General features: G+C 66.7%; 13 protein-coding genes. 1 reads left to right on the forward strand and 12 read right to left on the reverse strand.

Features of this window, described 5'->3' with window-relative positions; translation table 11 throughout:
* Positions 1-3: 3 nt before the first annotated feature.
* The 10 genes from ACIBW7_RS38205 to ACIBW7_RS38250 all read right to left on the reverse strand — a co-directional run bounded on the left by ACIBW7_RS38205 (position 4) and on the right by ACIBW7_RS38250 (position 8950).
* Positions 4-810: an ESX secretion-associated protein EspG gene (locus ACIBW7_RS38205; protein WP_397055173.1), complete on the reverse strand. Its 807-nt coding sequence runs from the start codon at positions 808-810 to the stop codon at positions 4-6.
* Positions 807-1787 (reverse strand): PPE domain-containing protein, encoded by a 981-nt coding sequence (locus ACIBW7_RS38210; protein WP_397055175.1) that lies wholly within the window; start codon positions 1785-1787, stop codon positions 807-809. The genes ACIBW7_RS38205 and ACIBW7_RS38210 overlap by 4 nt, the downstream gene beginning before the upstream one ends.
* Positions 1788-1816: 29 nt before the next feature.
* Complete coding sequence (locus tag ACIBW7_RS38215; protein ID WP_397055177.1) at positions 1817-2149, reverse strand: PE family protein; 333 nt, start codon at positions 2147-2149, stop codon at positions 1817-1819.
* 26 nt (positions 2150-2175) lie between these two features.
* On the reverse strand, positions 2176-3459 hold the full coding sequence (locus ACIBW7_RS38220; RefSeq protein WP_397055179.1) for a hypothetical protein: 1284 nt from the start codon (positions 3457-3459) through the stop codon (positions 2176-2178).
* Positions 3460-3461: 2 nt separating this feature from the next.
* A complete protein-coding gene (locus tag ACIBW7_RS38225) occupies positions 3462-3773 on the reverse strand; it encodes a type VII secretion target (protein ID WP_397055181.1) in 312 nt (103 codons plus the stop codon).
* Between the two features lie 138 nt (positions 3774-3911).
* On the reverse strand, positions 3912-4211 hold the full coding sequence (locus ACIBW7_RS38230; RefSeq protein WP_397055183.1) for a YbaB/EbfC family nucleoid-associated protein: 300 nt from the start codon (positions 4209-4211) through the stop codon (positions 3912-3914).
* A gap of 28 nt (positions 4212-4239) precedes the next feature.
* The gene (locus tag ACIBW7_RS38235) at positions 4240-4581 is read right to left on the reverse strand and encodes a hypothetical protein (RefSeq protein ID WP_397055185.1); all 342 of its coding nucleotides are present in this window, start codon (positions 4579-4581) and stop codon (positions 4240-4242) included.
* Between the two features lie 18 nt (positions 4582-4599).
* Entirely contained in the window at positions 4600-5379 is a 780-nt protein-coding gene (locus ACIBW7_RS38240; protein WP_397055187.1) for an ESX secretion-associated protein EspG, read from the reverse strand.
* Complete coding sequence (locus ACIBW7_RS38245) at positions 5376-7196, reverse strand: hypothetical protein (protein WP_397055189.1); 1821 nt, start codon at positions 7194-7196, stop codon at positions 5376-5378. The genes ACIBW7_RS38240 and ACIBW7_RS38245 overlap by 4 nt, the downstream gene beginning before the upstream one ends.
* 482 nt (positions 7197-7678) lie before the next feature.
* Positions 7679-8950: a hypothetical protein gene (locus tag ACIBW7_RS38250; RefSeq protein ID WP_397055191.1), complete on the reverse strand. Its 1272-nt coding sequence runs from the start codon at positions 8948-8950 to the stop codon at positions 7679-7681.
* Between the two features lie 553 nt (positions 8951-9503).
* Between ACIBW7_RS38250 and ACIBW7_RS38255 the strand changes: the two genes are divergently transcribed.
* Entirely contained in the window at positions 9504-10169 is a 666-nt protein-coding gene (locus ACIBW7_RS38255) for a response regulator transcription factor (protein WP_397055193.1), read from the forward strand.
* Here the strand turns inward: ACIBW7_RS38255 and ACIBW7_RS38260 are convergent.
* Positions 10166-11773, reverse strand: a complete 1608-nt coding sequence (locus ACIBW7_RS38260; RefSeq protein WP_397055195.1) for a hypothetical protein — start codon at positions 11771-11773, stop codon at positions 10166-10168. The genes ACIBW7_RS38255 and ACIBW7_RS38260 overlap by 4 nt on opposite strands.
* Before the next feature lie 178 nt (positions 11774-11951).
* Positions 11952-12605, reverse strand: coding sequence for a hypothetical protein (locus ACIBW7_RS38265; protein ID WP_397055197.1), 654 nt, complete (start codon positions 12603-12605; stop codon positions 11952-11954).
* Between the last annotated feature and the right edge of the window lie 172 nt (positions 12606-12777).

Consider the following 12777-nt stretch of genomic DNA (forward strand, 5'->3'; position numbering starts at 1 on the left):
GGTCTACTGCGGAAGCCACCTTCCCCCGGGCAATAGTTCGATCAGTGCCGAAATCGCTTGCGCGATACGGTGATCGGTGCCCGGTGTCACCGTGGACCAAACCTGCTGATCCGCAGCAATCCCGGGCGCGGCCACAATGCGACCGCGTCCGGTGTCGTAGACCGCGACCGCACCGGGCGGCCGGGTGGTCGTACCGTCGAGATGGGCGTAGGCAACGATCTCGGCGAAGGTATGGCAGGAGGCGAAGGCCAGCCCGTAGGCGGTGGCGTCACGATCGGCGACGCCCAACGCGTATACGGCGTCCGCGTAGTCCTCCGACGTCTGCGCGGAGGTGAGCCGCTCGCTCAATTCGCTCGACAGCGCGCTGAAATTGACCACCTCCGCCGGCCTTCCGGCGCCGAGCGCCGCGAGCAGCGGGCGCGCCAGCGCCTCGCCCGACCCGTCCGCCCAGACCGTCCGCACATCGAAGGTGTCGCCGGTGCGCACCGCGATGGCATGCTGTTCGCCGCGGCGGGCCAGGCAGATCCGGGTCACCGCCGGCGTTGCGTCGGGCTCGGTCGCATAGCTGCGGGCGACCAGCTCGCGATCGGGTTGGGCCAGCGTGAACATGGCATCGGCCAGTTCGGAGTCGACATCGCCCTCGGCGTCGAGCACACCCGCGCCGACCAGTTCGGTCACCGCGCGCTGTTGCGCCTCGACCCACGCGTCGATCGAATCCTGTTGCGGTCCAACGGAAAGTACCAGCGGCAAGGTCTGGACACCGAGTCGCTCGGCGACCGCGAGCAGCCCGTCATTGGTCATGGTCGTCATTCGGCGCCTCCCGATGCCGTCCGGCCGGTGGCCGCGGGTGCGTCTGGAGCGCCGAGTACCGCCGGGGCGGCGGCGATACCGAGATCGGCACCGATGGCGTCGCCGGTCACCGCCGCCGCGCGCGGCGCGTACTCCTGTTCCTCCGCACCGGTGCCCGCCGCCATCGCGCCGGGAACCATCGGCAGCGCACTGGAACTCGCCGTGGCGGTCGGAACCGGTGGTGGCGTGGTCACTTCCACCGGCGCGGGTGCTTCGGTGAAGACCGGTGCCCGATACGGCTGCAACTTCGTGAGTGTCGGGACCGCACCGATTCCGCCCGGCATGAACATCCCGGGTGTGATCGCGGACAGCGCGGGCATGGCCGAAGTCGCGGCCGTCGCAGGCGCGCTCGCTTCCTCGACCGCCAGTGCGGCGGGCGAGGCGATTACCGGCGGCTCCTGCTGAATCCATGGTGTCGCAAGCGGTTCGGTCGCCGCCTCATAGGTCTGCATCACCCGCGCGGCCGCCGCCTTCGCCATATCGGCGTCGGTGTCGGCTTGGGCGGCCACCGCTTCGATCGGTGCGCCGAGCGCGCCGCCGATCGATTCGAGCATCCGCTGCACCGCCTGGATGGCCTGGATCTCGGCGGTATGCGGCATGGTCAGCCGGGCCAATTCATAAGCGGCGGCTTGGGTTTCGGCGCGCACCGCATTATTGCCCGCAGCCGTCGCGGCATCGGCGAGCCAATCGCGCAACCGCGAAATCCGGTCCAGCACCGGGCCACTCGTGGTGGATTGCCAGGCACCGCGCATCGACGCGACGATCAGTTCGTATTCGGCGACCGCCGTACCGAATCCGGCGGCCAACCGGGTCCACGCGGCACCGGCCTCGGCCATCGGTACCGCGCCGGGCCCGGTGGACAGTTCACGCGCCAGCCGCTCCGGCTCGCGCGCGCCCCAGACCACACCGGTGAAACCGGGCTGCGGTGGTTCGATCATGGTGGCTCCGTGTCGTATTCGCTGTGGTGTCAGGCCGCGCCGGGGACGCCGAAGTCGGCGACGCTGTCGTTCTCGGCGCGATCGAACTGTGCGGCCTGCGCGCGCAGCGTCGCCGCCAGCTTGCGCAATTCCACGATTGCGGCGGTCGCGCTCTGGCCGTAGGAAGCCGCGACATCGTTCATCGTCTGCGCCGCGCGCCCCGAAACCTCGTCGACGCCGGCCGGCGGCACCGTCAACGCGGGCGAGCCCTCGCGCAGTTCCGCTTCCAGTCGGACCGCGAGTCCGTCGAGCCGGGTGGCCGCGTCCCGGGCCGCTGCCGGATCGAACATCACTCCATCGAAATCCGTACTGCCGCTGGCCATCGCAACCTCCTGAATCAAACGAACCCTTAGAGGGTGAGTTCCTTATCGGGTGGTGGCTGCGAGATCTGTTCGGTCGCGCCGACCACCGGCAGCGAGACTCCCTCGATCGGTCCGACGACCTCTTCGCCATGTTCGGCGTTGACCAGGAAACCGGGCATATCGCCGCCAGCATCCCCCGCCCCGCGCGCACCTGCCGCGCCCGCCGCGCCGTAGGGCATCATGCCCGGGCTGCCCGGCGCACCGGTGGCGCCACGCACCGCGGCGGCGGGTTCCACTGCCGCGGAACCGGTTCCGGTGGCATTGAAGCCGGGCATACCGCTGAGTCCGGCGGTGCGCGGTCCGCTCCACGGGCTCAGTGGTGTCGATATCGGGGCCGCGCCGATACCGCCCACACCGCCACCACCGCCGCCCGCGCCACCACCCGCCGCGCCGTGCTCGGCCTCGTCCTTTTCCGTAGCCTCGCGCTGTTCCTTCGCGATGGCGTCGGCCTGCAGTTTCTGAACCTGCGTCGCGTTCTGGGTCGCCACCTGGGTGAGCGTCTGCGCGCCGGTCTGCGCCATGGTCATCAGCGGGGTGAGCAGCTGCATCACCTGCTGCATCGAGTCGACGCCCTTGGGGGCATCGGTGACCTTGACCTTCTTGCCGACCGCGGTCATATTCGCCGAATGCGCGGTCATTTCGACCCGGGTTTTGGTCACCACCGCGATGCCCTCGGTGATCGCCTCCACCGTCGCCGCCGCGATAAACGCTTGTCCGCCACCGGTTGCCAGCCACGGCGTCGCCGCGGCCACCGTGGCCATGTACTTGGCGATGACCGACGCCATCAGCGCGCCGCCGGTCGCCACCGAGGTCGCGCCACCGGCTAGCGACGCCTTCTCCTGCGCGCTCTGCGTGGCGAGTTCCGCGCCGTTCTCCGCGGCCTGTCCGGACTTGTTCGCGGCCTGCATCGCGGCCAGGCCCTGCCACAGCGACATCACGGTCTGCAGCGCCTGGGTACCGAGTTGGATCGCGGTCTGCGCGGCCTGCGCGGTATCGGAGAGCACCTTGGTCGGGTCCGGTCCGCCGCCCGCGGGCGCGCCGAGATTTCCGGTGCCGAAACCGCTCGCCATATCGGTGAGCGGCCTGGCCAGTGCGGCCAGATCAATGACCGGCAGCGGCGGCAGTTCGGGCAGCGGTGGCAGCCCCGAGATTTCGGGCAGGGGCCCGAGGCCCATATCCTTCAGGATGTCGTTGACCGGTCGATCGATCAGCGGTGCAAGGGCACTGCCGCGCAGTAGATCCACGATCGACGGGTCGAGCGGCGCTGTCATTGCTAGACGCCGGCAGCGCCGAATTCGGTGCCGGATGCCGCCTCGGCCGCCTCATAGGCAGCGGCGCCCTGATGCGCGGTCAGCGCCGTACCCGCGTGCACACCGGCCAATTCGAACATCGAACTCACGTGATTGGACTGCGCATAGGCGAACGCCATCAGAAAATCCTGGCCGATCAAGCCGAATACCGGCGCGGCCGCCGCCACGGTTGCCACCTGGTCGAACGCACCGGCCGTCGCGACACCGGTGGCCATGACCACCGCCGAGTCCCCGTACGCACGAATCGCATCAGGCGTTGCCACGAGTTCGCTCATCGTGATCCCCCATCCCGTAATGGAATTGACCGACTCTTCGTAGAACCTATCGATCGAACTGCAAAGCTCGAGAGCAAATTTGCACAAACTCAAGGTTCTTGACAAAAGTTCTACGGGGACAGCGTGAACGTCGGGTGTCTACTCGGCAACTTCCTCATTGAAGGCAGTGACCAATTCGCTACGTCGCTCGAATGCCTGTCGCACCGCGGCGGCCGCTGCCGATACCAGCGCCGACTCGAATTCCGCCGGTGTCATCCGCGAAACAGCCTGGGAGAACTGCAGATCCAGCAACGTTCCGTTGCCGTCGACCTCCACGGTGATCGAACCGTCCTGCGCGGTCTCCCGCCCACGCACCGCGGCCATATCGTCGGTCAGATCCCGGATCCGGTACAGCCGGCGCTGCACGCCGGCCATCAGTTCGTCCATGGTCTCGTACACGATGAAAACTCCTCTCGGACAACGGGCACTACAGCTGACGCAACCAGCTATCCGGCTCGGTCCCGTACTCCTGCTCCTCAGCTAATTCTTGGCGTGCAACATCTTCGGCGGTCGGCAACCCGCTCAGCGCCAACATCTCCGCGGGCACCCCCGCCGCCGCCAACTCCGCCCTCCGCGCCATCCCGGCCCGATTGGCCGCCTGCCTGCACAGCCGCAACACCTCGGCCGCCAATGCTTGCGGATCGCGCTTCAACTCGGCCGGTTCGACCGAAATACCAAGTGGCAGACCCTGTTCGGTGGTGCGCACCGAGATCGTGCCGCTACGCGAGGTCGCGGTCCATTCGGGAATACCCGGTTGTGTTTCGTCCATGGCGGCCACCTTTCAGACTCACTCGTCCTTGATCGCACGGACTACCGCGGCGACTCGCGTATTGATCATCGCGGTGAGGTGTTTCGCATCGATGGCACGCGCCACCGGAGGATTCTGGTCATCGATCGCATAGCGGCCGTCGTCGCGAATATCGCGCCACTGCAGCTGATGTCGAGTGATCCCGCGCGGGCCGAAACGCGACCGCCCCTGGATCACATCGATCGTCCCGGAACAGGATGTCGGTAGTGCCAAGAATTCCGCGGAGCGATCGGCGATCGTATCGTCGAAGGAATCGTGCACCACCGATCGGCCGAGCGAGTAATCCAGTCCGTCGCCGTCGTCCTGGGTGGACAGCACCACGGTGGCGCGGCGTCCCGGCTCGACCTGCGGCAGCGCTCGCACGATCGCACCGGCAAGATCGACCGCATCGCATTCGGTGATCGTGAAACCACCGGAATGCCAGTATGTTTCGCCGGACAGTTCGGCGAGAACATAGCCGCGGTCACCTCGGCGGACACCGTGCAGCCGCACCGGCACGTCCGGCTTCCAGGGTTCCGCCGGGTCGTAGCCTTCCGCGACGATGCGCAGATCCGGGAAAGCCAGCACGTCCAGCACATCGTCGAACGACCGATCACCAGAGTGCCGCAGCCGGGCCAGCGCATCCTGTTGTTCCCGGACATAATCCTCGTTCACCCAGGTGCGACAGGTGTACACGAATGGTTCCGGCAGGTAGTCCTGCTTCAACGCCTCCCACTGGACGATGAATTCCAGGTCGGTGAACTTCCAGGTGCGATTCATTGCTCGACAACGGGTTTGACGACAACCGGCGCGTCGCCGAGCGCCTCTCCGATGTGCTCGACCGAATCCAGGTACGCGGCCCGCTTGTGTTCCTTGTTCTGGCCACCGGCACCGTGGCCCGCGGGGCCCATACCGCCGGGCGAACCCGGCTGGCCGGTGCTCGCGATGCCCGCGCGGCTCGCCGTCGCGGCCCCGGCCATCTCGGCAGCCGCCGCCCGCGGGAACAGCTTCGAATTCTGCAGGCTATTGGGTGAAAGATTGGCTCCGGCACCGCTACCCGCGCTGCCGGCCGCGCCGCCGCCCTTGCCTGCGCCACTACCGCCGCCTGCCTCGAGCGCGTCCTTGCCCAACGCCGACAGCGTGGAAGGCAGACCGGCGAGGCCTGCCGACTGCATATCCTTGGCCGCCGCGGCCTGCGCTTGCTGCGCCGCCGCCTGTGCGGCCTGGTCCATTGCCTGCTTCACGCCATCCATGCCCTGTTGCGCGGCCTGACTGGCTTGTTGGGCGGCTTGCTGCGCGGCCTGTTGGGCCGATTGCTGCTGTGCGGCCTGCTGCTGCGCGGCCTGCTGCTGCGCGGCCGCGCGCTGCGCGGCTTCCCGCTCGGCCTGCTGACGCTGCTGTTCGGCCTGCTGCCGTTGCTCGGTCGCGGTCTTCTCGGCCTGCTGAGTCGCCCTGCGCTGATCGGCGAGCGCCTGCTGAGCTGCCTGCGATTGGGCGGCCGAGGTCCCACCTTTTCCGCTGCCGGTCCCGCTGGTGCCGCCACCGGGTCCGGTCTGCTGGGTCTGCGTGGGCGACGGCGACGTCGGCTGCACCACCGGACTCACCGGCTGAACCATGAGCGGAATCGCATTGCTGGATGCCGCGAGTCCGGGTACGTACCAGTCGTTGAAGATCCGCTTGGCCTTGTCGACTTCATCACGCGCATACTGGGTCCCGACCGTATCCGGCGGGATATTGGGGGTATTCGCCTGCACCGCCCATAGCCAGCCCGAGGTGTTCAGCAGGTTGCTCGCGACCATGCGCATGCCGTCGACCATGTTCTGCACACCGGACACATAGGCCTGAACCGCGCCGCCCGCCTTCACGGCGGCGTCGCTGTTCCAGTCATCCGAGGTCTGCATCGCAGTCATCTGGTTGCCCAGATTCGCGGCCGGCCCCGTCACGTGTTCGGCCATATCGCTCCAGATGCCGGAGGCGTCGGAGGTGTGCCCCATCCCGTTGATCAACGATTGGTGCCAGGAGTAGGCGGTCGGGTAGTCCAGGACACTCGATGGCTCCGGACGAACCGGTTCGGTATCGCGTCCGTCCTTCTCGTTGGCATATTGCTTCAGGTCGGCCGGTGGTCCTCCGTATTTATCGGTTCGGCCGGTCTTCCCGCCCCAATCCGGGATCTTGGTGGTGCCGTCGGCGGGCAGACTCCAACTTCCGTGGCGTTCGGCGGAGCGGGCATTCCTGAGCCGATCGAATCCGGAGGTATTGGCCTCCTCGGCGGCGGTGTACAGCTTGCCCGCGGTAATGAACTGCTGTGCCAGATCCTGGAGGATGGTCTTGTGGCTCTTGGCTCGATCGTTCAAGTCGCGGCCCGCACGCTGGAACTTGCCCTGTAACGCAATGCCGGAGGGGAGATTCCCGAATCCATCGACCTTCTCGACGAAGTGTGTCCAACCCTCGATGGTGTCGAAGACGTCGTACAGGTCGATCGCGTATTTGGCCAGGGTTTGCAGACTCTTCTGCTTGACCGTCAGATTCTGCGAATCCTTGCCGATATCGTCCCCGGAGAGCTGCCATGGATTGGGCTTGTCATCTGTCGGCGCCATTGGTCAACTCCTGTCCTGCTCGGCGCTGCCTCGACGCGCGGTGTGCGCCCCCTCGCGTCGCCCCTCATCCGCGTACATATGACACCGATCATCCCATGAGCTGCATGAACGGTCGGTGACCTCACCGTGAATCATGCGCCGAGCGGTTCGACCGACGGCCGACCGGATTCGCTGGGAGCCTCCCGCACGTACGCCTGTCGGAGTGTCTCGCGAGCCCGAGCAGACAATTGACTGAAAGCATTTGGTGAACAAACCGGACGACGGCGCCGGGTCGGCGGGTGGCGGACCTCGATTTCGCTGTGCCACAGCGCATCTCGCCACCGCTCGGACTGGGTGTCGAATGGCTCCGCCACCATCGCACCTTCGAGCTACGCCACCGGGGTGTCGACAAAGGGACCCCGGTACCCCTACACCCGGCTCGGACTTCGACGTCGGTCGCGTCAGATGCTCTCACTCATCTCGAACCCGCCTCGGACCTCGGGCTATAGCACAATTCGATCATCGCATGGACGTCTGGCGTCCAAAAGGTGAACTCCCATCGTGTGGACTCGATTCGGCCGCGGCGCGAGCAACTCGGCCGCCGACAGCTGACGCGTCGCGGCTTCGAGGTCGCCGTCGCGACCGAAGGCGTCCACCAATAGCTCTCGGGTGACCTCCCCGCGCTCTGCGGCAGTCAGCAAGCGCGCCACCGCGGTTCGTGTCCGGGTGCCCGGATCCCCCGACAGTAACCGGGCCACCGTCTCGATCACGGTGTGCGACTGCCAGATTTCCGGCATCGCCACACCGCACTGCTGCACCGAAGGCGATTCCCCGCAGTACCACCGCTCACCGTCCCACCAGAAGCAGAACGAGAGCAAGCCGACGGCCGCGCGCGGGCTCAGCACCGCGTTGGTCACCCAATCCGGCGCTCCCGCATAGAGATTCGGCAGATCGACGCCGCCGTTATAGGCCGCGTTCAACGCCGGTGCGTCCCATACGCCGCCCGAGAGCACGGCTCGGCCGCCCGGCACGGCGTACAGCGTGCAGCCGCTGCTGCCGTTCCCGCCGCTTTCGAACCAGCCGTTCGACGGCACGACCCGTGGTCCCCGGTCGGATGAAACGGCAACGTGCGCGGCCGAAATCACCGCCCAGCGGGCCCACAACTGCGGAAACGACGGAAGTTCCGGGTCCACCGGCCGCCCGGTCACCCCGTGCGCCCGATCGACGAGCGCGGCGGCCACGGCGCGGCGCGGGCGGCGACACTGCCGGTCACGGTGACTCATGTAGGCCGCCAACCACACCGGCAGTCGCGGCCGCGGATACGCCGCCACATCGGCGCGATACGCCTCCGGGCGGAAGAGTTGATCGGCAGGGAACGGCTCGTCGCCGTAGTCGTAATCGACCTCGAGATCACCATATGCGTTGGCCCACAACAACAGTCGCCACCACGGCTCGGTGCCGGACGCGGCGATCTCGGCACGATACTGCCGCACCAGCGCCACCACCGACTCCGGCACTTCCAGGCGCACCGGCCGATGCTCGCCGGTGAACTCGACGCGCGCCGACTCGACGGTCACGGTCAATGCGAACACCGCGTTCAGACGTTGCCAACCGAGTGGGCCGAGTTCCCCCAACTCGCTCGCGATGCGCGAAACCAGCGTGTCGGCGGATCGGCCGTGGTCGGCGACGACGGTACTCGTACCGATCTGTCCGTCGGGCCCACCCGTCGCCGGACCACCACCCCTCACGGAATCACTACGCGATGCTCGAGTCATTGCTCTCGTTCCTGTTCCAACACAACCGATTCACCGACCGCGTGCTGTTGTTTCGAGTGCAGGCCACATAGTCGCCATCGGTGTCTTTTCCGATAGTGGCACGCAGATCGCCACTCGTATCCCGTTACCGATGGTGACTAGCTAAAGAGACTGTTAAGAATTCGATCCCGCCTCCTACCAGGGCATCTGCCACATCGATGGCCGAATTATCGGGCGCTGAATTCGGCTGGGACTTTTTTTCCAGAGGGACCGTCAGAACATCGGCGGACCCCTGGCAATATGTTGTGACTGCACTCACAGTTGCCTTTACGGCGGGTAAGTGCGGCGCCAGAAGGAAATTCACAATGACTACGACACATCGCCGGGTAAGCGCGGGTTCTGCTCCAGCCGCCAGTACGTCACGCTGGTCGCGCCGAGTTGGCATTCGTGTGCTGCAGCCGCCGGCAGGGGCGCTGTCCGACCGCATCGGCCGACGCACGCTGCTCACTTTTCGTCGAGCATGGCTATCCGCAAACGGCTGCGCGTCGAACCTTCGCTTTGCAAGGATCGGCGCGTGCGGCTTGTGCTGGTGGAAGACGATGACGGAGTCGGGGAAGCGCTGCAGGCCGCGCTCACCGCTCGCGGCTACCTCGTCGACCGCAAGCGGCGCGGCGCAGACCTACTACGTACCCACCGCGACTACGACGCGGTGATCCTCGATCTCGGACTGCCGGATATGGACGGGTTGGAGGTGTTGCGGCGGCTGCGTGAGGTCAGCACGGTCCCCGTGCTGATCCTCACCGCACGGGCCGGTGAGCGCACCGTGGTGCTCGCGCTGCGCTCCGGCGCGGACGACTACCTGGTGAAACCGCCGCGAATCGGGGAGCTGGTCGCGCGGCTCGAGACGGTCACCCGTCGCGTCGTGATCCACACCTCGCCCGTGGAAGCGGTTGTCTCCCAAGATGTCCGGGTGGATCTGATTGCTCGGCAGGTCGAAGTGGACGGGGTGCCGATCATGCTGACCCACAAGGAGTTCCAGCTGGTCCGGATCCTGGCGGAGCGACCCGATACCGCCGTCAGCAGGCAAGAGCTGATGGACCGCATCTGGGGCGACTCATCGGCCTCGGTATCGCGGGCACTGGATGTGCATATGGCGGGATTGCGCGCGAAACTCGACCGGCCCGGTTTGATCACCACCATCCGCGGCTTCGGCTATTGCTGGCGCAGCGACGGATCCTAGGTCTGCACCGAACCGTGCCGCTGCTGGAAGCGCTGCTCGAACTCCGCGGCATAGACCGACGGCGCCACCGATGACGAAGATTGTTCCAGCACACCGTCATCGGCGACATAGAAGATCGCGCGCCCGATCGAGATATCACCGGGTTCGGTCGGCACGTACACCATCCAGCCGACGCTGATCCGGTCTGCGCGCAGATCTTCCAGCGGATAGCCGGTGGTGTCCATATTCTGATCCAGGATGAACTGGCGGACCTGGGCCATCGCGGCGTCCCGCGAGATCGGCTCCGGCAAGGTGATCGTCACACCGGCCAGCGTCAGCTGAAAGAGAGCGCTGTCGATATCGAAGGTGCCGTCGTCGCCGAAGACCTCGACGAGCGTATCCCGGGTCACCACACCGATTTCCGCCGCCGACACCAGATTCGCCACCGCAGCGCGCTGCCCATCGCTCGGCTGCTCCGCGACCAATCCCGCGACCACGCCGGCCACCGTATCGGAGGTCCAGATGCCGGGCACCGCTTCGCTGAGCCGGTCGGCGGTCGGCGACTCGCCGCGATACCACCGACCACCGTCCCACCAATAGCAGAACGACAACAGTCCGCTGGCCGCACGCGGATTCAGCACCGGATTCGCGACCCACTCCGGAGCGCCTGCATACAGTGCGGGCATCGGCGCCGCGCCGTTGTAGACGGCATCGAGTTCGGGCGCATTCCACACGCCACCGGACAGCACCGCGCGACCACCCGGCAGGGCATACAGGGTCGACCCGCTGCGCTTCGAACCTTCGAACCAGCCGAGAGCGGGCAAAACCCTTGGCCCCCACTGTGATCCGGCGGCCACGAAGGCAGCCGCGATAATCGCCCAGCGGGCCGACATCACCGGGAAGGCCGGAAAGTCGCGCTCGGACGGCACCGGACGCGCGCCGGTCTCCCGGTCCGCCCTGGCCTGCGCGGCCGCCGCGGCCGCCGGGCGCGATTGCCGGTCACTATGGCCGATGTAGGCCGCGAGCCAAACCGGCAGTCGGTCGCGCGGGTACGCCTGCAAATCCGCGAGATAGACCTCGGGAAGGAATAGGTGATCGTCTGGGAAGGGCTCGTCACCGTAGTCGTAATCGACCTCGATCTCGCCGGTGCTCGCCAACTCGATCAACAGCCGCCACCAAGGGCCATCGCTCAATTGGGCCGAAAGATGCCGCTGTTCGCGGACCAGTTCGACCACCTCATCGGCAGGCTGCACCCGCGCTTCGCGCTGCTCGTCATCGGCGAAGGTCACCAACCCGATTTCGGTGCTCGTAGTCATCGCGAAGACGGCCTCCAGGCGCTGCCAGCCCGGTGGGCCACCGGCGGCAAGCGCGCGGGCGATCCGGTGCACGAGCTGTTCGGCCTGCTCGGCGACGTCTACCGGTTCGTCGAGGGTGAAGCCGATATCGGGGGCGTCCTCGTCGTCTTCCTCGTCCTCGATCGGGCTGTCGTCGGCCGCCTCGAAGGCCTTCATGAACTCGGCCATGAACTCCGCATCGCCATCCGGTACGGCCGTGCGCTGCTCGTGATTCGGGGTCGGCCCGTCATTCGACTTGTCGCCGGGTGCTTCGCCGTCAGGTGTGGTCACGTCGCCGCAATCTCCCTCATCTGCGCACCGCGCATGGGAACGCACGCACAGTGCCCGAGCTTATTACCGTGCCTATCCTGGCACAGCGCCGAGATACGCGATTCACGAAAGCCCACCGCTCAACCGCCCGTGAAGGAAGAGTTCCATCGGCGTGCGACTCGCTGCTGGCCGCGCGCCATTACTTTCCGTCGGGATGGCCGACGGTGGCAAGGGCGGTGGTCCAGTCGGCGACGATGGCGTCCTGGGCGTCGGTCAGTGCCACCTTGCCCGAGCACACCAGCGAATGCAGCTGGTTCTCGACGGTGTCCTTCGGGTTGTTGGGTCCGGCACCGGGCTTGTGGTCTGGGGAAGGTGGCTCCACCCACAGGTTGCGCGGATCGTTGGGGTCGCCGCCGAGTTCCAGCGAGACCAGGTGGTCGTATTCGGCGTCGTGCAGAGAGCCGGTGTACCCGTAGGACTTGGCGTTGGCGTCCTTTTCCCGGTTGGTGATGTTGGCCGGCGGGCGGATCGAGGACGTGTAGCCGCTGGCGCAAATGGTGCTGCCCAAGGTGTCGGCGGTGACCTTGGGGTTGGTCGCGCCCGGGGTGCACGCCGGATCCGGTAGCGGCTGACCGCTGACGGACTTGCCGAAATGGCAGCTGCCCTCGGCCGGTTGCGGCTGAACCGTATAGGTCCCCGACGGGCCCGGACCGACCGGCACCCGTGCGGCCTCGTGCGCGGCGGGCGGATGCGGCACGGCCTGGGATATCGGTTTCGAATTCTGGTGTGAGCAACCGGCTGTCAACAGCGGAACGGACATCAATGACACCAGCAGGAGCTTGCGCGTATTCATGACTTCCTTCGGCAGAACTTCATCTGTACCCAATTGTGTGGTATGGCAGGCGAATTAGCTGGCGGACCGACGCGGATACCTGGTCGAGCAGCTGGGCACTCACCAGCGGCGTTTGCGCCCGACCTGGTTCAGATGCGCGAGCAGTTCCCGAGACTTTCGCGGTTGTGGGATG

The sequence above is a fragment of the Nocardia sp. NPDC049526 genome (genome assembly GCF_044465765.1).
Taxonomy (GTDB): Bacteria; Actinomycetota; Actinomycetes; order Mycobacteriales; family Mycobacteriaceae; genus Nocardia.